Genomic DNA, 21,213 nt, shown 5'->3' on the forward strand with positions numbered 1-21,213 from the left:
CCACGATGCCACGTGGACCCGTGGGCGGCACCGCGGTCAGTGCGCGGGCGGGGGCGTCGGTGCGCCCTCGGGCACCGCCGGACGGGTGACGAAGACCGATGCCAGGATGCCGAACAGCGAGATCACCGCGCCGACCAGGAACGCGGTCTTCACACCGGAGGCGGTCGCAGCGGCCACGGCGTCCGCACCCGCGCCGGTCGCTGCCGTGGCGGCGCCGATCGTGAGCAGGGTGACGAACAGGGCGGTGCCGGCGGCTCCGGCGAGCTGCTGCGCCGTGCCGAGGACCGCGCTGCCGTGCGAGTAGAGCTTCGGGGGCAGGCCACCGAGCGCCGCCGTGAACAGCGGGGTGAAGGTGAGCGCCAGGCCGATGCTCAGCACGACGTGCGCCCCGAGGACGAACCACACGCTGGTGTCCACGCCGACCGTGGAGAGCGCCCAGAGCACCGCGCTGACGATGATCGAGCCGGGGATGAGCAGCACGCGCGGTCCGCGACGATCGTAGATGCGCCCGACGATGGGGGAGAGGAGCCCCATGAGCAGCCCGCCGGGGAGCAGCAGCAGTCCGACGTTCAGGACCTCGAGCCCGAGGACGCGCTCCAGGTAGATCGGCAGCAGGATGAGCGTGCCGAACATCGCCATGAAGCTCAGCGCCATCGCGACGATCGGGACGGTGAAGCCGCGGGTCTGGAAGGTGCGCAGGTCGAGCAGGGCGCTGTCGGTGCGCTGCAGTCGGGTCTGACGGAGGATGAAGACCGCCAGGGCGACGGCACCGACGACGAGCGCGGTGACCGGGACGAACAGGCCGGTGGTGCCGGCCTCGCCGATGCTGGACAGGCCGTAGACGATCCCACCGAACGCGAACGCGGACAGGATCACCGAGACGACGTCGAGCGGTGCCCGGCGGGGCGTCGAGACGTTGCGGACCTTCACCATGCCGAGGATGAGCGCGGCGATCGCGATCGGCAGGACGAAGCCGAACAGCCAGCGCCACGAGAACGCGTTGAGGATGAGCCCGGAGATCGTCGGGCCGATGGCCGGCGCGACCGAGATGACGATCGAGATGTTGCCCATGATGCGGCCGCGGTGGGCCGGGTCGACGAGGGTGAGCACCGTCGTCATCAGGAGCGGCATCATGATCGCGGTGCCGCTGGCCTGGACGATGCGGCCGACGAGCAGCAGCGTGAACCCGGGTGCGAGCAGGGCGATCAGGGTGCCGGCCGAGAACAGGCCCATCGCCCAGACGAAGACGGGGCGGGTGTTGAACCGCTGCAGCAGGAACCCGGTGATCGGGATGACGACCGCCATGGTGAGCAGGAAGCCCGTGGTCAGCCACTGCCCGGTCGCCGCACTGATGTCGAGGTCGTCCATCAGCCGCGGCAGTGCCACGCCCATGATCGTCTCGTTGAGGATGACGACGAACGCGGACACGAGCAGCAGCCCGATCACGAGACGGGTCTCGGCAGCGGTCGGTTGCGAGACGCTTCCCGTGCGGGGGGCGGAATCGACGGCCTGGGTCATGCGGGAGCTCCTGGTGGATCACGACTGGTGGAACGAGGTGGCGCAGAACGCGCAGACAGGGCAACCGCCTGAGTGGATTCGATTATTCCGCTCCGCACCGACATCCGCACGTGAACGGTCGGTGCGACCGGGTCAGTGCAGGATCGCGAACCCGTCGGCGTCGCCGTGCGGCACGACCGGCCGGAACTCAACGTCCGTCACGGTGGCCGACGGCGGCCCGCTCCGCAGGCACTCCATCAACGTCTCGACCGCGACCGACGGCCCCTCGGCCTCGACCTCGACGGTGCCGTCCCAGAGGTTCCTGGCGTACCCGACGAGGTCGAGCCCGTCGGCCTTCCGTGCCGTCCAGTACCGGAACCCGACCCCCTGGACGGTCCCCGACACCACGGCATGCATCCTCGTCACCGTCGTCATGATCCTCACCGTATCCACGCGGGGCCTCCCGGAGTTTTCGGCCTCGTGACGATCTGTTTCCGGTTCGTGACGACCCGGAGCCGCCTGCGGGCGCAACACACCGCGAAGCGGTGATAGGGTCATCGCAACCCGAACACTTCGAGTCAGAATGACATTAAGGTCCACCATGGACGAAGCAGGCATCCGCGTCGCGGTCTCGACCGTGATCGTCGCGCTGCGCCCGCACCCCGACACCGGGGCGCCGGCGCTGTGGATGCCGCTGGTGCGCCGGGTGGCCGAACCGTTCGAGGGGTCGTGGGCACTGCCCGGCGGTTGGGTCGGCGTCGACGAGGGACTCGAGGACTCCGCCGCGGCGCGCCTGCGCGAGACGACGAACGTGCAGCCCCGCTACCTCGAACAGCTCTACGCGTTCGGCGACGTCGGCCGCTCACCGAGCCGGGTGGTGTCGATCGTGTACTGGGCGCTCGTGCACCCGGACGAGGCGAACGTCGTGCCGGACGACTGGAACGTCCGCTGGTTCCTCGCCGACGAGCACCCGCCGCTCGCCTTCGACCACGACCGGATCGTGGAGTACGCGCTCTGGCGGCTCCGCACCAAGATGTCGTACTCCCGCATCGCCCAGGCCTTCCTGGGGGACCGGTTCACCCTCGCCGAGCTGCGCGGGGTGTACGAGGCGGTGCTCGGGCGTGCGCTCGACCCCGCGAACTTCCGTCGGCAGGTCGAGAAGACCGACGCGATCCTGCCGACCGACGAGACCACGAGCGGGGGCCGGCACCGTCCGGCCCGGCTGTACCGCTCGAACCCCGACCTGGCCTACGCGGACAACGGCCCGCTGCAGCAGGGCACACGACCGCAGAACCGATAGGAACCACCGTGTCCATCGCGACGACCATCGACCTCATCTCGAACGGCAAGGCCGGCGGCAGCACCTGCACGCCCGACCTCGCCATGCCCACGTGGGACTTCGACTCCCGGCCCGGGTACGGCCCGGGTTCGTCGATGACCGACGTCATCCCGACGAGCGCACCGCGGCAGGGCGTGCTGCCGGACGAGTACAAGACCGCGCCGACCGACGAGCTGCACGCGCGCATCGAGCGGGCGAAGGCGACGCTCGGCGACCGGGTCGTCGTCCTCGGGCACTTCTACCAGCGCGACGAGGTCGTCCGGCACGCGGACTTCCTCGGTGACTCGTTCCAGCTCGCCAACGCGGCGCTGACGAAGCCCGACGCCGAGGCCATCGTGTTCTGCGGCGTGCACTTCATGGCCGAGACCGCCGACATCCTGGCCCGCGACGACCAGCGCGTCATCCTGCCGAACCTGGCCGCCGGCTGCTCGATGGCGGACATGGCCGACATCGACAGCGTCGAGGCCGCCTGGGCCGAGCTGACCGCCGTCTACGGCACCGAGCCCGACGCCGACGGCCGGGTGCCCGTCATCCCCGTCACCTACATGAACTCCGCTGCCGACCTCAAGGCGTTCTGCGGGCGCAACGGCGGCATCGTCTGCACCAGCTCGAACGCCGCGACGGTGCTCGAGTGGGCGTTCGAGCGTGGGCAGCGCGTGCTGTTCTTTCCCGACCAGCACCTCGGTCGCAACACCGCCAAGGCCATGGGGATCAGCACCGACCTGATGCCGATGTGGAACCCCCGGAAGCCCCTGGGCGGCAACGAGACGAGCGACCTCGAAGCGGCGAAGGTCATCCTCTGGCACGGCTTCTGCTCGGTGCACCGCCGCTTCACGGTCGACCAGATCGACCAGGCCCGCCGCGAGCACCCCGGCGTCCAGGTCATCGTGCACCCCGAGTGCCCGATGGCCGTCGTCGACGCCGCCGACCACGCCGGCAGCACCGACCTGATCCGGAAGACCGTCGCCGCGGCCACCGAACCGACGACGTTCGCGATCGGCACCGAGATCAACATGGTGAACCGGCTCGCCGCCGAGTACCCGCAGCACACGATCTTCTGCCTCGACCCGGTCGTCTGCCCGTGCTCGACGATGTACCGGATCCACCCGGGCTACCTCGCCTGGGTGCTCGAGGCACTGGTGCGCGGCGAGGTCCTCAATGAGATCGTCGTCCCCGCCGAGGTCCAGGCCGACGCCAAGGTCGCCCTCGAGCGGATGCTCGCGGCCAAGCCCCGCGGCTGAGCCCCGAGCCCGAGCCCGAGCCCGAACCCGAACGACCGAGGGAGACCACCGTGCACGTCGTCATCGTCGGCTCCGGCATCGCCGGACTGACCGCAGCGATCCGTGCCAGCGCCGTCCACGACGTCACGCTGGTGACGAAGGGCGCGCTCGCCGACAGTGCCACCGCGTACGCCCAGGGCGGGGTCGCGGTGGCGCTCGGAGCCGACGACTCGCCGGCACTGCACCAGGCCGACACCCACGTCGCGGCAGCCGGCAGCGCGGACGCGCGCGCCGTCGAGGTCCTCTGCACCGACGGGCCAGCCCGGGTCCGCGACCTGCTCGCCCTCGGTGTGCCGTTCGACCGCTCGACCGACCCGTCGGCACTCGACCGGTACGGCGACGACCTGGCCCGCGGGCGCGAAGCCGCGCACGGACGCTGGCGCGTGGTGCACGCCGACGGCGACGCGACCGGCGCGGCGATCGAGCGTACGCTCATCGACGCGCTGCACCGCCAGCACGTCACGATCCTCGAGCGCACCTGCCTCACCGACCTCGTCGTGCGCGACGGCACCGTCGTCGGCATCGACGTCCTCGACCTGCTCGGCGAGCCCCGACGGATCGACGCCGACGCCGTCGTGATCGCCTCCGGGGGAGCGGGACACCTGTACCGCGAGACCACCAACCCGCTCGTGGCGACGGGGGACGGCGTGGCCGCCGCGTGGCGTGCCGGAGCGGTGGTGGCCGACCTGGAGTTCGTCCAGTTCCACCCGACCCGCCTCGCGGTGCCGGACGGCGGGCTCGTCTCCGAGGCCGTCCGCGGCGAGGGAGCCGTCCTCCGCGACGCGCGCGGACGGCGCTTCATGGCGTCGGTGCACCCGGACGCCGAGCTCGCACCGCGCGACGTCGTCGCCCGCGGCATCGCCGCCGCCGTCCGCGACCAGGGCGGCGCACCCGTGCTCCTCGACGCCACCGGACTCGGCGCGGACTTCCTGACCGGACGCTTCCCCGGACTCACCCGGGCCACCCGTGCGGCCGGTTTCGACTGGACCCGGCAGGGTGTGCCGGTGTCCCCGGCGGCCCACTACTCGATGGGCGGCATCGCCACCGACGCCGAGGGGCGCACCAGCCTGCCGGGGCTGCTGGCCATCGGCGAGGCCGCCTGCACCGGGGTCCACGGCGCGAACCGACTGGCCTCGAACTCCCTGCTCGAGGGACTCGTCTTCGCGGTCCGCGCAGCGGACGCGGTCGCCGGACCCCGGCCCGGCCTGCTCCGCCTGCGGGGGAACGCAGACCTGCGCGTGACCAGCGTTCCCCGAGCGGCGGACGTGATCCGCGCCTCCCGTCAGACCCTGCCTGGAGGCGCGACCCACCTCGACGACGTCGGTGCCGTCCGGCAGGCGGTCCAGGCCGTCATGACCGACCGCGTCGGGCTGCTGCGTGACGCGACCGGACTGGCGAGCGCCCGGCGCGAGCTCGACGCGCTCACCGCGCCCGCCACCGGTGGCGTGCGCGAGCACGAGGACCGCGCACTGCTCGACCTGGCACGGCTGGTGGCGCTCGCCGCCGAGACCCGCGCGGAGTCCCGCGGTGCCCACGCCCGCACCGACCACCCCGACACCGATCCAGCAGCCCCGGCCTCGTACGCCTGGGTCGCCGAGACGGTCACTCGACACATCGCCGTTCCGCAGGAGGTTCCCGCATGACCATCGACCCCGGCACCATCCCGCCGCACGCCCTCCGCCGCGTCATCGAGACCGCGCTGGAAGAGGACGCGCCCTGGGGCGACGTCACCAGCGAGACGCTCATCCCGGCCGACGCGACCGCGACGGCGACGCTCGCAGCCCGTGAGTCCGGAGTACTGAGCGGCGGGACCGTCTTCGTGGCGGTCATGCACGCGGTCGACCCGTCGATCCGGGCGACCCTGCACGCCGACGAGGGGTCCGCGTTCACCGCCGGCGACACGCTCGCCACCGTGACGGGGTCGGCGCGTTCGGTGCTCCGCGCCGAGCGGGTCGCGCTGAACCTGGTGCAGCGCATGTCGGGGATCGCCACCGCCACCGCGGCCCACGTCGCGGCCGCAGCGGGCACCTCGGCGCGCATCGTCGACACCCGGAAGACCACGCCAGGCCTCCGTGCGCTCGAGCGGTACGCCGTGCGCTGCGGCGGCGGGCACAACCACCGCACGTCGCTGTCCGACGCCGTGCTGGCGAAGGACAACCACCTGGCCGTGCTGCTCGCCGGTGGCATCGGCATCGGTGACGCGATCACCGCCGCACGGCACCGGCTCGGGCACACCGTGCACGTCGAGGTCGAGGTGGACCGCATCGACCAGATCGAGCCCGTCGTCGCGGCGGGAGTCGACACGATCATGCTCGACAACTTCACGCCGGCCGAGCTCGAGACAGGTGTCGGCATCGTCGCGGGTCGTGCGCTCGTCGAGGCGTCGGGCGGAGTGTCCCTCGACACCGTCGCGGCCATCGCCGCGACCGGGGTCGACGTCATCTCGGTCGGGGCGCTCACCCACTCGGCCCGGGCGCTCGACCTCGGGCTCGACATCGCGGTGGCGGCCGGGGACTGACCGTGTTCTACCTGGACCGGGCGGCCACGACCCCCGTCCGCCGCGAGGTCCTCGAGACGATGTGGCCGTACCTGACCGGGGTGTTCGGCAACCCGTCGTCGACGCACGGTGTCGGGAACGAGGCCGCGCGCGGGCTCGCGGCTGCACGGGCCACGGTCGCCGGCGTGCTCGGCTGCCGACCGGCCGAGGTCGTCTTCACCACGGGTGGGACCGAGGGTGCGAACACCGCGGTCAAGGGTATCGCGCTCGCCGCCCCACGCGGACGCCACGTCGTCACCAGCGCGATCGAGCACGAGGCCGTGCTCGAGAGCTGCGCGTACCTGGCACGCTTCCACGGCTTCGACGTCACGGTGCTGCCGGTCGCGTCGGACGGCCTGGTCAACCCGTCGGTGCTGCGCGCGGCGCTCCGGCCGGACACGACCCTCGTGTCGATCGCGCACGCCGACAACGAGATCGGCACCGTGCAGGACGTCCCGGCGCTCGCCGCCGAGGCCCACGCGGTCGGCGCGCGCTTCCACACCGACGCCGTGCAGTCCGCGCCGTGGCTGCTGGTCGGGCTCGACGTCCTGGGCGTCGACGCACTGTCGCTGTCCGGGCACAAGCTCGGGGCGCCGAAGGGGACCGGCGTGCTCGCGGTCCGGTCGGGGGTGCCCGTCGAACCGTTGCTGCACGGCGGGGGACAGGAGCGGGGCCGACGCTCCGGCACCGAGGACGTCGCCGGCGCGGTGGCGGTCGCGACGGCGCTCGGGTTGGTGGCCTCCGGCGGTGCTGCTGCCTCCGGCGGTGCTGCTGCCTCCGGTGGTTCTGCTGCCTCCGCCGCCGCGACGACCGTCCGTGACGCCGTGCTCGACGGGGTGCTCGCCACCGTCCCCGGCGCGTTCGTGACCGGGTCGCGCGAGCACCGGCTGCCCGGGCACGCGTCGTTCTGCTTCCCCGGGGTCAACGGCGAGACCGTGCTGCTCGAGCTGGAACAGCGCGACGTCGTGTCCTCGTCGGGCAGCGCCTGCGCCGCGGGCAGCACCGAGGCGTCGCACGTGCTCACCGCGCTCGGGATCCCGGACGAGGTCGCCCGGACCGCGCTCCGACTCACCTTCGACGGTTCACTCGCCGCGGAGGACGTACCGGTCGTCGTCGGAGCGGTCGCGGACGCCGTGGCCACCGTCCGCGCACTCGGCTGACGTGTCGAACGCAGGGTGTACTAGACGTTCTACTCCATGAGTGGGGTCGTGTCCCCCCTTATGCGGACACGGAATCTGCGCCAGAGTGTCCACATGGCAAACGTGATGATGACCCGGACACGACGGGACGACCGCTTCCGAGCGGTCCAGCTCCTGCCCGCACCGGCGACCCTCGTCGCGCTCGCCCTGGCTGCGCAGCACGACCTCGGCACCGCCCCCCTCGGGCTGATCGCCGCCGTCGGAGCCCTCGCGACCGTCGGGAGCGCCCTGCTCCCCATGATCCGACCCGCCGCCGCTCGACGGTCGATGCCCGCACCGATCGAGACGGACCGGTACCGAGAGGACACCGAACACCCTTGAGGTCCGACACCGCCCGGCTCCTCCCGTGACCCGGCCGGTGCCCCAGACCGGATGCCGATACCCCTGATCGACATCCGGAGCGGGGCGCGACGTTCCCCCTGTCGTCGCGTCCCGCCACACACCGCGACCCGCCGTGGGCCGACGTCGACCCCCTGAACGACGTCAGTTCCCCTGCAGCCCACGGCGGGCTCCCGGTGTCTCCCGCTCCCGCTACCGTCGGAGCATGCCCTCGTACCGTGTGACCCTGGCGATCGGCGCGCTCGCCGCCGGCACCGCGCCCGACGCCGTCCTGCCCGCTGCGGCCCGGCTGGTCGCCGAGCACGCCGTGGTCGAGGCGCAGGACGTCCGCCTGCTGCGCGGTGTGCCGTGCGCGGTCGTCCGGTTCGAGTCCGACGACGACGCCACGGCAGCGGTCGTGCGCGACCGGGCCGTGCACGGCCTCCGCGACGTGGTCGAGATCCGCTCCGACGTCGTCACGCGTCGTGACGGTGCGCGGTGGATCCCGGTGGCGTGACGGCTGCGGCCGTGCTGCCCGGGGCGTCCGGCGTGCCCGGCCAGACGTAGTCGAGGTCGTCGGGTGCGTCCGGGAACAGTACGCGGTAGTGCTCCGGCGCCTTCTGCACCAGCTTCGAGCGGTGTGACGCGTGCAGGGCCTCGTCGTCGTTCCACGGCGGGATCGGGACGTCGCCGCGCTCGTACGCCGCCAGGTCCTCCGGGACCCGCCCGAGGTCCAGCAGCGTCTTCTCCAGGCAGGTGTCCACGTGCCCGCGGTCGAGCCAGACGCGGCACGTCGCCTCCTGGTACGCCATCAGCGCCGGACGGTAGCCGCGCCACATCGCGGTGACCGGGTGGTGCTGCCAGCCGTACCCCGGCAGTGTCAGCGCCCGCATCACCTGCAGGGTCTCAACGCGCTGCTTGCCGAGACGTCGGTCGTCGAGGACCTCGGCAGAGGCCCGGAAGTCGGCGTACGGCAAGAACGTCTGCATGCCGCGGGACGGTACCCGGGGGGCCTGGCACCCGACACATGTCGTCACACGCGGACCGCCCCGGCGGCAGGCGTGTGAGCATCGACCGCATGAGTGGAGAACTGGTCGTCGGCGTCAGCGGTAGCCCTTCGGACCCCTCGAGGACGTCCACCCTGGTCGCGGCCACGGTGGCGCGCCTCGGGCAGGAGATCGAGGGAGCCCGCACCGAGACCATCGAGATCGGCCCGCTCCTGGCCGACCTCGGTGCCGCGTCCTCGCGCGAGGCGATGTCCGAGCGCACCCGGGCGGCACTCGAGACCGTCGAGGCCGCCGACGTGCTCGTCGTCGGCAGCCCGGCGTTCCGCGCCGCCTACTCCGGCGCGTTCAAGCTGTTCTTCGACTGGATCGGGCAGTACGACCTCGTCGACACCCCGGTCCTGCTGACCGCGACGGGCGGCAGCGACCGTCACGCCCTGCTCGTCGAGCACCAGATGCGCCCGCTGTTCGGCTTCTTCCAGTCGACGACGCTGCCGATCGGGGTGTTCGGCAACGAGCGCGACTTCACCAAGCGCGAAGGTGGCTACGACATCGGCAACGTCGACCTCGAACTCCGCATCGACCAGGCCGTGCGCCGGGCGATCCCGATCATCCGCGGGGGCTTCGCCACCGCCGGCCTGGCCGACGTGCGGCGCCCCGCGGACTTCTGACACGGGGCCGCCGCTCTCCCGCGCGTTCCTGGTCGATTCGGGCGTACCTGGTCTGGAGTTCTCACCAGGTACGCCCGAATCGACCTCGCATCGCAGATGTCGTGGGAAAGAACGCCTACGGAGCGGGGACGGTGACCGTCTCGCCCGACACCGCCGACCGGCGCGCCGCGTCGAGCACCTCGACCACGTGCACCGCGTCGTCGACGGGCACCGGCACCGGACCGAGCCCGCGGACGGCACGCGCGAACCGCTCGTAGTAGTCCGTGTAGGAGCTCTGCGCCGACGGGACGTCGACCGTGCCGGACTCCGTCGTGAGGGTCCCGGGCGAGGGCTCGACTCCCCAGGTCGACCGGTCGTCGGCAGGTGACGCACCCGCCACGGCTGCCTGTGCCTGCACGTCGGTGCTCGTGGCCTCGTACGTCCCGTCGACACCGTCGAGGCGGAGCTGCCGTGCACCCAGCCACCCGGCCTTGTTCGACGTCAGGACGGACTCGACGCCGGACACGTGCGTCGCTGCGAGCGTGAAGCCGGCGTCGATCTGGCCGTCCTGGTCACGGCCGAGCGAGCGGGCATCGCGGACGTCGAGCGTGCAGGACACCCGGGCGATCGGTCCGAACAACGACACGGCCTGGTCGACCAGGTTCGAGCCGATGTCGGAGAGCACGCCGCCGCCGATGCCGGTCGCGATGCCGTGCCGCTCGACCAGGTCGAAGCGGGACCAGAAGCGCAGTGGCGTCCCGACCCGTCCGGCGTCCAGCACGCTCCTGAGGGTCGTGAGGTCGGTGTCCCAGCGGCGGTTGTGGAAGGGCGTGATCACGACGCCGGCGTCGGCCGCGGCCTGCCGGATCTCGTGCGCGGTGGCCGGGTCCGGGGCGAACGGCTTGTCCGCGACGACGGCGACCCCGGCGGCGATCGCCTGCAGGACGAGTTCGCGCCGGGTGGACGGGGGAGTGGTGACGACGACGGCGTCGACGCCCGCGGCGATCAGGTCACCGAGGGAGTCGTGCACGGTGACGCCGGGCAGGTCGGTCGCGAGCTGCTCGCGCTTCGCGGCCGAGCGGGCGACGACGCCGACGAGGTCGATGCCTGCCGCGTCCAGCAGGAACGGGCGGTGGAACGCCCGCCCTCCGATGCCGTAGCCGACGAGTCCGATGCGCACTTTGTCCATACATATGAACCTAGCGCGTCCAGCCAGAGTTGGGAACGTTCCAACGAGGCGGACGGGAGGCCCGCTGCGGCCCCGCCACGGGCCTCCCGTCCGCCTTTTGCGCACGTGTCGGGCGCGACGTGCGCGCGCGACGGGCGCGACGTGCGCGACGTGCGCGACGTGCGCGACCGCCGGGTTCCACGACTTGCCGTCCGCGTGACGCCGAGGTTCCACTCCGAGGCGGCAGCGGCGCCGAGGTTCCGAGATCTCGGAACCTCGGCGGGGGCGGGGCGAGAGACGCCCGTGCGGCGTGACGGGCGTCAGGCGATGAGGGACGCGACGTGTGCGACGGCCAGGCGGTAGCCGTCGGCGCCCGCGCCGGCGATGACCGCCGTCGCAGCGGTGGCGACGTGGTCGACGTGCCGGAAGGGCTCGCGCTTCCACGTGTTCGACAGGTGCACCTCGACGACGGGGACGGACAGCGCCTCGACCGCGTCGTGCAGCGCGACCGAGGTGTGTGCGTAGGCCGCGGGGTTGATCACCACGGCGGCGAAGTCGTCGAGGGCCTCGTGCAGCCACTCGACCAGTTCGCCCTCGCGGTTCGTCTGCCGGAAGTCCGCGTCCAGCCCGTGCACGGCAGCCTCGGTGTGCACGATCGCCTCGAGCTCGGCGAGCGTCACGGTGCCGTACTGCTCCGGGTCGCGCCGCCCGAGGATGTCGAGGTTCGGTCCGTTGAGGACGAGGATGCGCGCCTGGTCGGTCATGGGGCGAGCCTAGCGATCGCGGGCCACGGGGTACCGCCGGGCAGACACATGCCTCGGCTATGTGAACGGTCACAATTCGGTGTAACGTCTCCGTCCGGGTCGGCGGAGTTGTCGACTGCAACACACTGACGTGGAGATGTTGAATGGTTCTCGCTGCAGCGAACGAAGGGATCCGGCTCGACTTGGGCTGGGTCGACTACCTGATGGTCATCGTGTACTTCGCGGTCGTCATCGGGATCGGGTTCACCGCCCGCAAACAGGTCCGGACGAGCATGGACTTCTTCCTGTCCGGGCGCTCGATGCCGGCGTGGATCACGGGCCTGGCCTTCGTGTCCGCGAACCTCGGTGCGACCGAGATCCTCGGCATGGCCGCCAACGGTGCCCAGATCGGCATGGCGACCCTGCACTACTACCTGGTCGGCGCGGTGCCGGCCATGGTGTTCCTCGGGCTCGTGATGATGCCCTTCTACTACGGCTCGAAGGTCCGGTCGGTGCCGGAGTTCATGCTCCGCCGGTTCGGCAAGGCCCCGCACCTGGTGAACTCGATCGCGTTCGCGGTGTCGAACGTGCTCATCGCGGGCATCAACCTCTACGCCATGGCCATCGTCATCGAGGCGATGCTCGGCTGGCCGGAGTGGCTGGCCATCGTCGTGTCCGCCGGCTTCGTGCTCGTCTACATCACCCTCGGTGGGCTCTCCAGCGCGATCTACAACGAGGTCATGCAGTTCTTCGTGATCATCGCCGGGCTCATCCCGCTGACGATCGTCGGTCTGCACCGCGTCGGCGGCTGGGACGGGCTGTCGTCTGCCATCGTGAAGACCCAGGGCGTGCAGCACCTGCAGGCGTGGGCCGGCACCGGCTTCGGCGACGTGACCAACCCGATCGGCGCCAACTGGCTCGCGATCGTGCTCGGCCTGGGCTTCGTCCTCGGCTTCGGGTACTGGACCACCAACTTCACCGAGGTGCAGCGCGCGTTCTCGGCGAAGAACATGTCCGCAGCGCGCCGCACGCCGCTCATCGCCGCGATCCCGAAGCTGTTCATCCCGGCCATCGTCGTGATCCCCGGCCTCATCGCCGCGGCGGTCGTCGGCAACCAGTTCGCCGACGGCTCGCTCACCTACAACGACGCGATCCCGAAGCTCATCCAGATGTACCTGCCGACCGGTGTCCTCGGCGTCGCGGTGACCGGCCTGCTCGCGTCCTTCATGGCCGGCATGGCGGCCAACGTCTCGTCGTTCAACACCGTCTTCACGTACGACATCTGGCAGCGCTACATCAAGCCGAACATGCCGGACATCCACTACCTGAAGACCGGTCGCTGGGTCACCGTCGTCGGCGTCCTGGTGGGCATCGCGACCGCGTTCATCGCGGCCCAGGCGTCGAACATCATGACGTACATGCAGACGCTGTTCTCGTTCTTCAACGCGCCGCTGTTCGCCGTCTTCATCCTCGGTCTGCTCTGGAAGCGGATGACCACGCAGGGTGCGCTCTGGGGCTACGTGCTCGGCATCGTCACGCCGACGATCACCTGGATCGCGTACCTCGTGAACCCGGACCTGTTCGCCACGGCGACCGCCGAGACCCTGTACGGCGCGATCATCTCGTTCGTGACCGTCCTGATCGTCGGGTTCATCGTCTCGATGTTCACCACGCCCAAGGACGAGAAGGAGCTCGGCGGTCTGGTCTACGGCATCGGCAAGATCGACCTGCACGGCGACTCCGTCGCGACCGACACCGCCTGGTACCGCTCGCCCGCACTGCTCGGCACCGTCGCACTGATCCTGTGCGTCGTCCTGTACCTGCCGTTCCTCTGATCCGCGAAGGAGATCACCGACCATGAGTGACACCACCACCCCCGGCGCGCTGACCGAGGAGCAGAAGGCCGCCCTCGTCCGTTCGACCCGTCGTCTCGACCTGCGCCGCATCCTCGGCGGCCTGTTCGTGCTATACGGCGTCATCGTGACGATCGTCGGCATCGTCCACTGGGACACCGACCCCGAGAAGACCGGCGGCATCCACATCAACCTGTGGGTCGGACTGTCGATGCTCGTCGGCGGCCTGCTGTTCTTCCTCTGGGACCGCCTGAACCCGGTGCCGGCCGAGGACATCATCGGCCAGGCCGAGGCCGAGGCCGACCAGAAGGCTGCCGGCGAGGGCCGCGCGTCCGCCTGACCTCGGGCGCGCGCCACTGAGCCGACTCGGAACGACGAAGCCGCTGTCGCTCGACAGCGGCTTCGTCGTTCCGAGTCGGTGTCCTGGATCACTTGACGTGGCCCGCGCTGGACTCGTAAAATTGATATGTCGACCGCGTGCTGCTCGGTCGAAAGTGAGCCCCGGAGAATCCTGCAGCCAGCGCGGGACCGGGGTTTTGCGCTGTCCAGGGTCGTTCACCCCACGCGGACAAGGGTGCTGTCGAGCTCGTCGTCGAGGCCCGCCACGTGCGCACCGCAAGCAAGATCAGCCAGTGCGACCAGTGGTTCATCGACCCCGCGGACGTGCTCGTGTCGCACCGGAACGCCGACTCCTCGTCGTCGAAGGGCATCGAACATCGACCGGTCGCCGTCATCTCGTGCCCTCCCTCGCGATTCGAGGACGAGGAGTGTGACGCCCCGCACCTCGAGCTCCCAGACGAGTCGCTCCAAGCACCGGCGTCGTCGCCGTTCGGCGCGCGCAGCGGCTCCCTCGTAGCGGACGACGACGATCTCGACAGCCCGTCGGAGGAGGTCGAGCCACGAGAGCCGCTGACCGGGGAGGGCTTCGTACCAGTGCAGCTTCCGCATCCGCCTCGGTGTCGCCGCCCGCACGTCCACACGTGCCGCTTCGCAGGCGGATGCCGTGATGACCACGGCCGCCATGACGTACGTCGTGTGGTCGCGTCCGCCGCCCGGCTCCGATTCATCGACGTACGCCCGCATCGGCCCAGCATATTGCGTATCAGGCCGTACCGCGACGGAACGGTTGCGCATCGCCGCGCCACGGGCCAGGTTGAGCGTGACGAAAGGAACCTCCCCATGGACACGATGGTCTTCATCAACCTGCCCGTCACCGACCTCGACCGTTCGAAGGCGTTCTACGAAGCCCTCGGCTACTCGATCAACCCGATGTTCAGCGACGACACCGCTGCGTGCATCGTCATCAGCGACACGATCTACGTCATGGTGCTCACCCACGCGAAGTTCGCCGACTTCACCGACAAGACGATCGCCGACGCCGGCACCGTCGAGGTCATCAACTCGCTCACCGCCGGGTCGAAGGACGAGGTGCACCGCATCGTCGACGCCGCCGTCGCGGCCGGCGGGAGCGAGGACCGCGCGCCGATGGACCTCGGCTTCATGTTCCAGCGGAGCTTCACCGACCCGGACGGCCACCGGTGGGAGTACGTGTGGATGGACCCGCAGGCCGCCCAGGACGGCCCGCCGGCCGAGTGACCACACGGTCGGCAACGAGGGTGTCGGCGGCGCACGCCAGGATGGTGCGATGAGCACCGAGCCCGCAGCCACCGAGCCCGCGCCCCACTCCGACCTGGTGATCGGCGACGACGGACTCGCCCGGCCGGTGTGGGCATCGACGGACGAGCTGCTCCGCGACTACTACGACACCGAATGGGGCATGCCCGTCCGGGACGAGCGCGGGGTGTTCGAGCGGCTGTCACTCGAGGCATTCCAGTCCGGCCTGTCCTGGCGCACGATCCTGGCGAAGCGTCCGGCGTTCCGTGCGGCGTTCGCGGACTTCGCCCCCGACACCGTCGCGGGCTTCGGCGAGGACGACGTCGCTCGGCTGATGGCCGACGCCGGCATCGTCCGGAACCGGGCGAAGATCCTCGCGACCATCACGAACGCGAACGCGACGGTCGCCCTGCGGCAGGACGGCGGGCTGTCCGACTTCGTCTGGTCGTTCCGTCCGGCGACGACGCCCGAACCGGAGTCGTACGCCCAGGTCCCGACGACCTCCGACGAGTCCGTCGCACTGTCGAAGGCACTGCGGAAGCGCGGCTTCGCGTTCGTCGGTCCGACCACGATGCACGCCCTGATGGAGGCGCTCGGCATCGTCGACACGCACCTGCTCGGCAGCCACCGGCGCGGGACCTCGGGCGTCTGGAACTGACCAGGACGCCGACCCCACCGCCGGCGAGGGCACCGGGCTAGGGTCGCGGCATGAGCACCGACCAGCCGAACCCGCGCGTGCGTCCTGTCCACCCGGTCGACGCCGACGTCGTCGACGTGCCCGTCGACGTGCCCGCCCCCGCGCCGGACACGGCCGGGGACGCGGCGACGGCGCCGGGTCACGACCCCGCCGAGGTTCGGATCGCCTTCCTGCTCTTCCCGGACCTGACGCAGCTCGACTTCACCGGCCCGGCGCAGGTGCTCTCCCGGGTGCCCGGCGCACGCGTCGAGTACGTGGCGGCGACGCTCAACCCGGTGCCGACCGACTGCGGGTTCGCGCTGGTCCCGACGACGACCATCGCCGACGCGGGTCCGGCGGACGTCCTCGTGGTCCCCGGCGGTGACGGTGCCTTCGACGCGATGCTCGACCCCGAGGTCATCGGGTTCGTCCGGAGCGAGGCCGAGCGCGCCACCTGGGTGACCTCGGTCTGCACGGGCGCGTTCGTCCTCGGTGCCGCGGGACTCCTCGCCGGCAAGCGTGCGACGACCCACTGGGCGTCGAAGCCGATGCTTGAGGCGTTCGGTGCGCAACCGGTCGACGAGCGGATCGTCGACGACGGTGCCGTCGTCACGGCGGCCGGCGTCAGTGCGGGCATCGACATGGCGCTGTGGCTGGCGGCCGAGCTCGCGGGGCAGGCAGCGGCCGAGGCGATCCAGCTGCAGATCGAGTACGACCCGCAGCCGCCGTTCGACGCGGGCTCCGCGGAGCGCGCCGACGCCGTCGTGGTCGCCCGTGCACGGGCTGCGGCCGAGGCAGCTCGCGGGGACCGGGTCACCCGCGCAGCGGCTGCCGTCCTGCCGTGACGAAGCACCTGCCGCGACGAAGCGGCAGAACCCAGCGGCAGAACCCTCAGACCAGCGGCTTCTGCATCTGCGTCGCCGTGACCTCGTACCCGAGCGAGGCGTACAGGTCCTGCGCGCCGGTGTTGTAGCCGAACACGTTGAGCCCGATGCTCGTCGCGCCGTGCTCCGCTGCGGCCTGGTGGCCGAGGTCGAGTGCGCGGCGCGCGTGCCCGCGACGACGGTGCGGTTCGTCGATCTCGACGTCGAACACCCACCAGTCGGTCCCGCCCGGAGCGAACGGGCCGATCCAGAGGTACCCGACCGCGGTGTCGTCCTGGTCGAGGACGTCCCACACCAGGTGTCCGTCGGCCGGGGACCCGCCCGGGAACCACTGGTCGAGCGACTTCTGCTTGTTCGCCTCGGCCTGTTCGCGGGTCTCACCCGCCTGCATCCGCGACGCCACGTACTCGGCCATCGTCCGGTCGAGCCAGGCCGGGAGGCGCGTGGCCGGCATCTCCTGCAGGCGCGTGTCCGTCATCGGTTGCCCTTCGAACCCCGGCTCGGCTTGCCGCGCATCTTCCCGCGTCCGGGGGTGGGGCCCTTGCCGGTGTTCGACTTCTTGCCGCTGCCGGACTTGCCGCTGCCGGGCGACTTGGCCTTCGCCTTGCCGCCGGCGCCTCCGGCACCCGCTCCGCCCTTGGCCGAACCGCCCTTGCCCGATCCGCCGCCGGCCTTCGAGCCGGCCTGCGTCGCACGCAGGGCCTCTTCGACGTCGCGATCGGTGCCGGTCGGCTGGTTCCGCGAACTGTTGGCGGTGCGTCCGCGGACCACGCCGATGAACTCCTCGGTGGTTTCAGTGGCGTCCTCGTCACGCCATACCAGCGCGATCTGCGTGCCGGGGGCGCCGAAGAGCGGGCGCGCGACGAGGTCCTTGCGGCTCGCCGCGCGGAAGAGCGACTGGGGGAGCACGACCACGCCGACGTTCGCCTCGACCAGGTCGAGCGCGGCGGCGATGTCGGCCGGCACCGGACCGGCGTCGACGACGTGCACCTCGGCGTCGGCGAGGTCCACCTCGGCCAGGTCGGCGAGGGGGGAGTCCTTCGGCATCGCGACCACGGCGGTCTCGGTCCAGAGCGGGATGGCGTTGTGCTGGTCGGAGACGGGCATGCGTGCGAAGACCATGTCGACCTCGCCGGCGAGCGTGTCGTCGACGTCGTCGGACCCGATCGGCCGCAGTCGCAGCTCGATCGAGGGGTGTCGATCCCGCCAGACACGGGCCCACTTGGCCGGGGAGACCCCGGGCACGAATGCGATGGTGAGTGCCGCGGTCATGCAGACGAGCATAGGGGCCGTACTCTAGGGGGCATGGCGCAGGAACAGACCATGAAGCCCGAAACGGCTGCGAAGAAGCTCGGCATCTTGCTGGCGGCCGCTCCGGAGTCCTTCCAGGGCGCTCCCGTCACACGGACCGCCTTCGACGAGCTCCGGACCGAACCCCCGACGTGGCTCGAGGACCTCCGACGCGACGGCCCGCACCCGCGACCCGTCGTGGCGCAGAAGCTCGGCATCTCGATCTCCGGGCTGACCCGTGCGGGGATCGACGACGCGCTCACCACGGCGGAGATCAAGACGCTGCTCGAGCAGAAGCCCGAGTGGCTCGTCCGCGAGCGCGAGACGCAGGCCGCCGTGCACGTCGAGAACGCCCGTGTGAAGCAGGAGCGCGCCGCCAAGGCCGCTGCCCGCGCCGAGGACTGACCCGCCCGGCACCGCGCCGCCGCAGCTGAGGACCCGCCGTGCACGAGACCGTCGCCGACGCCATGCTCGTCGTGCCGCAGTTCGCGTCGGTGTGCTGCATCGTCGGGGACCGCTACCGACCGCGCCCCGGCGTGATCGTGCCGGCTGCGGTGATGCTCGTCGCGATGCTCATGCCCGTGGTGCACGCCGGTGCGGTGTGGACGCTCTTCGCGGCGACGCTCCTGCTGTTGCTCGCGCCGCTGCCGGTGATGCGCCGACGCCGTGCCGACGGCCGCCGCGCCGAGCCGATGGACGTGCACCGCGCGCTGTCGGCGGTCGTGATGGCCGGCATGCTCCTGATGGGCCACGCGACCGGTGTCACCGACGGGCACGCCGGGCACGGCATCGCGTTGTCCGCGGTGCTCGGTGCCGGCGTGATCGGCTACTGCGCGTTCAGCGGGTGGCTGCTGCGGCACGAGTGGGCGCAGGAGGACCGCCGGGCCGTACGCAGCGGCGAGGTCTTCGCGATGACGGTCGCCGTCGTCGGCATGACCCTCGCGATGTAGCGCTCGAGCGCTGTCGGGGCTCAGTCGGTCGCTGCCGACGAGTCGACCGTGTGCGTGACACGGTCCTTCGCTGCGCGGATGGTGTCCTTCGGCACCGGCGGCACGCCCCGTCGGATGCCTCGGAGTCCGACGACGAACAGGACGGCGGTGACGACGGCGAACACCACGAACGTGATCCCCGTCGCCGCCCAGATCGGCAGCGCCAGGGCCAGGAGTGCCACCACGAGGCCGGCCAGCAGCACGAGTGTGGTCAGTGCGAAGGCCACCGCGGCGCCGGTGAGCACCAGCCCGGTCTTCGCGCCGTTCGCCCGTTCGCTGATCTCCCGCCGAGCCGAGGCCACCTCGTCACGGACGGCGCGCAGCACGGGTTCCAGCGCCTTCTGCACCAGGCCGGCGGTGACGGTGTCGCGGAAGGACGGCTTGCTGCTGGTCGTGGTGTCGTCGTGGTCCGTGGTGCTCATGGGTCTCCTGTCCGGGGCGCGGTGATCGCGTCCACCTGCTGTGACGCGTCCGGTCCGATGATCGTCACGTCGGCGGCGGCGCGCTCGGTCGCTTCTCAGCTTGCGGAGCCGCCGGTAGCGGTGGGCGCGACCGCCGGGAGGCCCGCCCCGCGTCGACGACGCAGGACGGGCCTCCCGGGGTGGTCGGGCCGAGAGCCCTACTCGGCGATCTCCTCGAGGTCGTCGATGCCACGGGCCGCCGCCGCTGCGCGGCGCGCGCGCATCGACGGCGCCGCGAGCGCGGCGAGCACGGCGAGGACCGCCACGCCGGTGCACGCCCAGAACCCGATGGTGAAGGCGTCGTCCGTCGGCAGACCCTGCGGGGTGCTGTGCGAGGTGATGAGCGCCGCGATGACCGCGGTGCCGACGCTCGAGCCGATCGTGCGGACGACGGTGTTGGCGCTGATGGCCTCGCCGGTCTGGTTCGCGGGGACGCTCTCGATGATGGCGTTCGAGCACGCGGCGAGGGCCAGGCCGATGCCGATGCCGGTCAGGATGCCGGAGACGACGACCTGCCAGAGCTCGCCGTGCGCGATCGCGGGCAGCAGGAACGCCGCGACGATGGCGATCCCGCCGAGCAGCATGGGCGGCTTCGGACCGACCTTGCGGACGAGGATGCCGGCGATCGGCCCGGCGACGATCATCATCAGGACGGTCGGCAGCAGGAAGAGACCGGCCTGGGTGACGTCCTTGCCGAAGCCGTAGCCGAGGGCGCTCGGCAGCTGCAGCAGGGTGGGCACGAGCACGAAGGTTCCGAACATCGCGAACCCGAAGACGAGCGCGACGACGTGGGCGGTCCAGACGCCGCGGACGGCGAACAGGCGGACGTCGATGAGCGGTTCGGCGACGCGGAGCTCGACCAGGACGAACGCGACCAGTGCCACGGCGCCGAGGACCAGCAGGCCGATGGTCTTGCCGTCACCCCAGCCCCAGGTCTCGCCCTCGCTGACGGCCAGCAGGATCGACACGAGCGAGACGGCGAGGACGAACGTGCCGACCATGTCGAGGCGGCCGGGCTTGCGGACCGGTGACTCCGGCATGCCGAAGATCGCGCCGAGCAGGGCGATGACGACGAGCACGGCGGGCAGCCAGAACAGCCAGTGCCACGACAGGTGCTCGACGATCGGTCCGGCGGCGACGATGCCGACGCCGGCGCCGATGCCGAAGATCGCGGAGAGCAGACCGATCGTGACGCTGACCTTCTCCTTCGGCAGCTCGTCGCGGACGATGCCGATCGACAGCGGCATCACCGCGCCGGCGGCGCCCTGCAGCGCACGGCCGACGATGAGGACGCCGAGGTTCGGTGCCAGCGCGGCGAGCACGGCACCGACGAGCAGGATCGACAGCACGACGATCAGGACCTTGCGCTTGCCGATCATGTCGCCGAGGCGGCCGAGGATCGGCGTGAGCACCGACGCGGAGAGCAGGTAGGCGGTGAGCACCCAGCTCGTCGCGCTCGTCGAGGCGCCGAGGTCCTGTCCGATGGTCGACAGCGCCGGGGCGACGAGCGACTGCAGGACCGCGAACGACAGACCGCCGAGGGACAGGTAGACGATGATCGCCGTGCTGTTCGGCCGGTGTCCGGCGGTGGTGGGGTGCGAGCCCGTGCGGGGGCTCTGCATGGTGTCGGTCATCGTGCTCCGTGTCTCGGGTGATGTAAACAATTGCTGACTTGACGAGGGTACGCAGTTCTCACGCGATGTCAACACTTG

24 protein-coding genes and 1 tRNA gene are annotated in these 21,213 nt (G+C 71.3%); 15 read left to right on the forward strand and 10 right to left on the reverse strand.

What is annotated here, in order from left to right; translation table 11 throughout:
• Positions 1-36: 36 nt before the first annotated feature.
• Together ITJ69_RS05175 and ITJ69_RS05180 are read right to left on the reverse strand one after the other, a co-directional pair.
• Positions 37-1,518: an MDR family MFS transporter gene (locus ITJ69_RS05175; protein ID WP_194672190.1), complete on the reverse strand. Its 1,482-nt coding sequence runs from the start codon at positions 1,516-1,518 to the stop codon at positions 37-39.
• 132 nt (positions 1,519-1,650) lie between these two features.
• The gene (locus tag ITJ69_RS05180) at positions 1,651-1,932 is read right to left on the reverse strand and encodes an acylphosphatase (RefSeq protein ID WP_228504877.1); all 282 of its coding nucleotides are present in this window, start codon (positions 1,930-1,932) and stop codon (positions 1,651-1,653) included.
• A gap of 166 nt (positions 1,933-2,098) precedes the next feature.
• On the opposite strand from ITJ69_RS05180, the gene ITJ69_RS05185 reads away from it, so the two are divergent.
• The 7 genes from ITJ69_RS05185 to ITJ69_RS05215 all read left to right on the forward strand — a co-directional run bounded on the left by ITJ69_RS05185 (position 2,099) and on the right by ITJ69_RS05215 (position 8,576).
• On the forward strand, positions 2,099-2,797 hold the full coding sequence (locus ITJ69_RS05185) for an NUDIX hydrolase (RefSeq protein WP_111084339.1): 699 nt from the start codon (positions 2,099-2,101) through the stop codon (positions 2,795-2,797).
• An 8-nt stretch (positions 2,798-2,805) separates the two neighbouring features.
• Complete coding sequence (gene nadA / locus ITJ69_RS05190) at positions 2,806-4,077, forward strand: quinolinate synthase NadA (RefSeq protein ID WP_123338800.1); 1,272 nt, start codon at positions 2,806-2,808, stop codon at positions 4,075-4,077.
• Between the two features lie 50 nt (positions 4,078-4,127).
• The gene (nadB, locus tag ITJ69_RS05195; RefSeq protein WP_194672191.1) at positions 4,128-5,759 is read left to right on the forward strand and encodes an L-aspartate oxidase; all 1,632 of its coding nucleotides are present in this window, start codon (positions 4,128-4,130) and stop codon (positions 5,757-5,759) included.
• Positions 5,756-6,634 (forward strand): carboxylating nicotinate-nucleotide diphosphorylase, encoded by an 879-nt coding sequence (gene nadC / locus ITJ69_RS05200; RefSeq protein ID WP_194672192.1) that lies wholly within the window; start codon positions 5,756-5,758, stop codon positions 6,632-6,634. The genes nadB and nadC overlap by 4 nt, the downstream gene beginning before the upstream one ends.
• A gap of 2 nt (positions 6,635-6,636) precedes the next feature.
• Complete coding sequence (locus tag ITJ69_RS05205) at positions 6,637-7,812, forward strand: cysteine desulfurase family protein (RefSeq protein ID WP_194672193.1); 1,176 nt, start codon at positions 6,637-6,639, stop codon at positions 7,810-7,812.
• Between the two features lie 93 nt (positions 7,813-7,905).
• Positions 7,906-8,172 (forward strand): hypothetical protein, encoded by a 267-nt coding sequence (locus ITJ69_RS05210; RefSeq protein ID WP_131921776.1) that lies wholly within the window; start codon positions 7,906-7,908, stop codon positions 8,170-8,172.
• Positions 8,173-8,494: 322 nt separating this feature from the next.
• Positions 8,495-8,576 (forward strand) — tRNA-Ser (locus ITJ69_RS05215).
• Between the two features lie 69 nt (positions 8,577-8,645).
• On the opposite strand, the gene ITJ69_RS05220 is transcribed toward ITJ69_RS05215, so the two are convergent.
• The gene (locus ITJ69_RS05220; protein WP_194672194.1) at positions 8,646-9,158 is read right to left on the reverse strand and encodes an MSMEG_6728 family protein; all 513 of its coding nucleotides are present in this window, start codon (positions 9,156-9,158) and stop codon (positions 8,646-8,648) included.
• An 89-nt stretch (positions 9,159-9,247) separates the two neighbouring features.
• Between ITJ69_RS05220 and ITJ69_RS05225 the strand changes: the two genes are divergently transcribed.
• Positions 9,248-9,844: an NAD(P)H-dependent oxidoreductase gene (locus tag ITJ69_RS05225; RefSeq protein ID WP_165901113.1), complete on the forward strand. Its 597-nt coding sequence runs from the start codon at positions 9,248-9,250 to the stop codon at positions 9,842-9,844.
• Positions 9,845-9,959: 115 nt separating this feature from the next.
• Here the strand turns inward: ITJ69_RS05225 and ITJ69_RS05230 are convergent, their stop codons facing one another.
• Positions 9,960-11,012, reverse strand: a complete 1,053-nt coding sequence (locus tag ITJ69_RS05230) for a Gfo/Idh/MocA family protein (RefSeq protein ID WP_228504879.1) — start codon at positions 11,010-11,012, stop codon at positions 9,960-9,962.
• Between the two features lie 299 nt (positions 11,013-11,311).
• Positions 11,312-11,755 carry a type II 3-dehydroquinate dehydratase gene (gene aroQ, locus ITJ69_RS05235; RefSeq protein WP_123292051.1) on the reverse strand — a complete coding sequence of 148 codons (444 nt, stop codon included), beginning with the start codon at positions 11,753-11,755 and terminating at the stop codon, positions 11,312-11,314.
• Between the two features lie 143 nt (positions 11,756-11,898).
• Here aroQ and ITJ69_RS05240 point away from each other — a divergent pair, with 143 nt between their 5' ends.
• Both ITJ69_RS05240 and ITJ69_RS05245 read left to right on the forward strand, forming a co-directional pair.
• A complete protein-coding gene (locus ITJ69_RS05240; RefSeq protein ID WP_123292052.1) occupies positions 11,899-13,569 on the forward strand; it encodes a sodium:solute symporter family protein in 1,671 nt (556 codons plus the stop codon).
• Positions 13,570-13,591: 22 nt separating this feature from the next.
• Positions 13,592-13,927, forward strand: coding sequence for a hypothetical protein (locus tag ITJ69_RS05245; protein WP_111084327.1), 336 nt, complete (start codon positions 13,592-13,594; stop codon positions 13,925-13,927).
• 215 nt (positions 13,928-14,142) lie between these two features.
• Here ITJ69_RS05245 and ITJ69_RS05250 read toward each other — a convergent pair whose 3' ends face one another.
• Positions 14,143-14,670, reverse strand: coding sequence for a hypothetical protein (locus tag ITJ69_RS05250; protein ID WP_123292053.1), 528 nt, complete (start codon positions 14,668-14,670; stop codon positions 14,143-14,145).
• A gap of 96 nt (positions 14,671-14,766) precedes the next feature.
• On the opposite strand from ITJ69_RS05250, the gene ITJ69_RS05255 reads away from it, so the two are divergent.
• The 3 genes from ITJ69_RS05255 to ITJ69_RS05265 are packed head-to-tail and all read left to right on the forward strand — an operon-like array spanning position 14,767 to position 16,722.
• The gene (locus ITJ69_RS05255; RefSeq protein WP_131845730.1) at positions 14,767-15,183 is read left to right on the forward strand and encodes a VOC family protein; all 417 of its coding nucleotides are present in this window, start codon (positions 14,767-14,769) and stop codon (positions 15,181-15,183) included.
• A gap of 49 nt (positions 15,184-15,232) precedes the next feature.
• The gene (locus ITJ69_RS05260; protein ID WP_131879351.1) at positions 15,233-15,859 is read left to right on the forward strand and encodes a DNA-3-methyladenine glycosylase I; all 627 of its coding nucleotides are present in this window, start codon (positions 15,233-15,235) and stop codon (positions 15,857-15,859) included.
• Between the two features lie 50 nt (positions 15,860-15,909).
• Positions 15,910-16,722, forward strand: coding sequence for a DJ-1/PfpI family protein (locus ITJ69_RS05265; RefSeq protein ID WP_194672196.1), 813 nt, complete (start codon positions 15,910-15,912; stop codon positions 16,720-16,722).
• Positions 16,723-16,768: 46 nt separating this feature from the next.
• Here the strand turns inward: ITJ69_RS05265 and ITJ69_RS05270 are convergent, their stop codons facing one another.
• Together ITJ69_RS05270 and ITJ69_RS05275 are read right to left on the reverse strand one after the other, a co-directional pair.
• Positions 16,769-17,239 (reverse strand): GNAT family N-acetyltransferase, encoded by a 471-nt coding sequence (locus tag ITJ69_RS05270; protein ID WP_194672197.1) that lies wholly within the window; start codon positions 17,237-17,239, stop codon positions 16,769-16,771.
• Complete coding sequence (locus tag ITJ69_RS05275; RefSeq protein ID WP_194672198.1) at positions 17,236-18,033, reverse strand: LysR family transcriptional regulator substrate-binding protein; 798 nt, start codon at positions 18,031-18,033, stop codon at positions 17,236-17,238. Before ITJ69_RS05275 ends, ITJ69_RS05270 begins: the two co-directional genes overlap by 4 nt.
• A 33-nt stretch (positions 18,034-18,066) precedes the next feature.
• Here ITJ69_RS05275 and ITJ69_RS05280 point away from each other — a divergent pair, with 33 nt between their 5' ends.
• Both ITJ69_RS05280 and ITJ69_RS05285 read left to right on the forward strand, forming a co-directional pair.
• Positions 18,067-18,456 (forward strand): DUF5997 family protein, encoded by a 390-nt coding sequence (locus ITJ69_RS05280; RefSeq protein WP_123292059.1) that lies wholly within the window; start codon positions 18,067-18,069, stop codon positions 18,454-18,456.
• Between the two features lie 38 nt (positions 18,457-18,494).
• Positions 18,495-19,001, forward strand: a complete 507-nt coding sequence (locus ITJ69_RS05285; RefSeq protein ID WP_194672199.1) for a hypothetical protein — start codon at positions 18,495-18,497, stop codon at positions 18,999-19,001.
• Between the two features lie 20 nt (positions 19,002-19,021).
• On the opposite strand, the gene ITJ69_RS05290 is transcribed toward ITJ69_RS05285, so the two are convergent.
• Both ITJ69_RS05290 and ITJ69_RS05295 read right to left on the reverse strand, forming a co-directional pair.
• The gene (locus ITJ69_RS05290; protein WP_194672200.1) at positions 19,022-19,462 is read right to left on the reverse strand and encodes a phage holin family protein; all 441 of its coding nucleotides are present in this window, start codon (positions 19,460-19,462) and stop codon (positions 19,022-19,024) included.
• A 197-nt stretch (positions 19,463-19,659) separates the two neighbouring features.
• On the reverse strand, positions 19,660-21,135 hold the full coding sequence (locus tag ITJ69_RS05295) for an MFS transporter (RefSeq protein ID WP_111084317.1): 1,476 nt from the start codon (positions 21,133-21,135) through the stop codon (positions 19,660-19,662).
• Positions 21,136-21,213 lie beyond the last annotated feature (78 nt).

The organism is Curtobacterium sp. VKM Ac-2887 (assembly GCF_015350935.1).
In the GTDB taxonomy this organism is placed as follows: Bacteria; Actinomycetota; Actinomycetes; order Actinomycetales; family Microbacteriaceae; genus Curtobacterium.

Excerpts from the sequence above, each read along its gene's own strand:
- ITJ69_RS05175 (WP_194672190.1), bottom strand. The coding sequence starts at position 1,518 with ATGACCCAGGCCGTCGATTCCGCCCCCCGCACGGGAAGCGTCTCGCAA.
- ITJ69_RS05180 (WP_228504877.1), bottom strand. The coding sequence starts at position 1,932 with ATGACGACGGTGACGAGGATGCATGCCGTGGTGTCGGGGACCGTCCAG.
- ITJ69_RS05185 (WP_111084339.1), top strand. The coding sequence starts at position 2,099 with ATGGACGAAGCAGGCATCCGCGTCGCGGTCTCGACCGTGATCGTCGCG.
- nadC (WP_194672192.1), top strand. The coding sequence starts at position 5,756 with ATGACCATCGACCCCGGCACCATCCCGCCGCACGCCCTCCGCCGCGTC.
- ITJ69_RS05210 (WP_131921776.1), top strand. The coding sequence starts at position 7,906 with ATGGCAAACGTGATGATGACCCGGACACGACGGGACGACCGCTTCCGA.
- ITJ69_RS05220 (WP_194672194.1), bottom strand. The coding sequence starts at position 9,158 with ATGCAGACGTTCTTGCCGTACGCCGACTTCCGGGCCTCTGCCGAGGTC.
- ITJ69_RS05225 (WP_165901113.1), top strand. The coding sequence starts at position 9,248 with ATGAGTGGAGAACTGGTCGTCGGCGTCAGCGGTAGCCCTTCGGACCCC.
- ITJ69_RS05230 (WP_228504879.1), bottom strand. The coding sequence starts at position 11,012 with ATGGACAAAGTGCGCATCGGACTCGTCGGCTACGGCATCGGAGGGCGG.
- aroQ (WP_123292051.1), bottom strand. The coding sequence starts at position 11,755 with ATGACCGACCAGGCGCGCATCCTCGTCCTCAACGGACCGAACCTCGAC.
- ITJ69_RS05240 (WP_123292052.1), top strand. The coding sequence starts at position 11,899 with ATGGTTCTCGCTGCAGCGAACGAAGGGATCCGGCTCGACTTGGGCTGG.
- ITJ69_RS05245 (WP_111084327.1), top strand. The coding sequence starts at position 13,592 with ATGAGTGACACCACCACCCCCGGCGCGCTGACCGAGGAGCAGAAGGCC.
- ITJ69_RS05250 (WP_123292053.1), bottom strand. The coding sequence starts at position 14,670 with ATGCGGGCGTACGTCGATGAATCGGAGCCGGGCGGCGGACGCGACCAC.
- ITJ69_RS05255 (WP_131845730.1), top strand. The coding sequence starts at position 14,767 with ATGGACACGATGGTCTTCATCAACCTGCCCGTCACCGACCTCGACCGT.
- ITJ69_RS05260 (WP_131879351.1), top strand. The coding sequence starts at position 15,233 with ATGAGCACCGAGCCCGCAGCCACCGAGCCCGCGCCCCACTCCGACCTG.
- ITJ69_RS05265 (WP_194672196.1), top strand. The coding sequence starts at position 15,910 with ATGAGCACCGACCAGCCGAACCCGCGCGTGCGTCCTGTCCACCCGGTC.
- ITJ69_RS05270 (WP_194672197.1), bottom strand. The coding sequence starts at position 17,239 with ATGACGGACACGCGCCTGCAGGAGATGCCGGCCACGCGCCTCCCGGCC.
- ITJ69_RS05275 (WP_194672198.1), bottom strand. The coding sequence starts at position 18,033 with ATGACCGCGGCACTCACCATCGCATTCGTGCCCGGGGTCTCCCCGGCC.
- ITJ69_RS05280 (WP_123292059.1), top strand. The coding sequence starts at position 18,067 with ATGGCGCAGGAACAGACCATGAAGCCCGAAACGGCTGCGAAGAAGCTC.
- ITJ69_RS05290 (WP_194672200.1), bottom strand. The coding sequence starts at position 19,462 with ATGAGCACCACGGACCACGACGACACCACGACCAGCAGCAAGCCGTCC.
- ITJ69_RS05295 (WP_111084317.1), bottom strand. The coding sequence starts at position 21,135 with ATGACCGACACCATGCAGAGCCCCCGCACGGGCTCGCACCCCACCACC.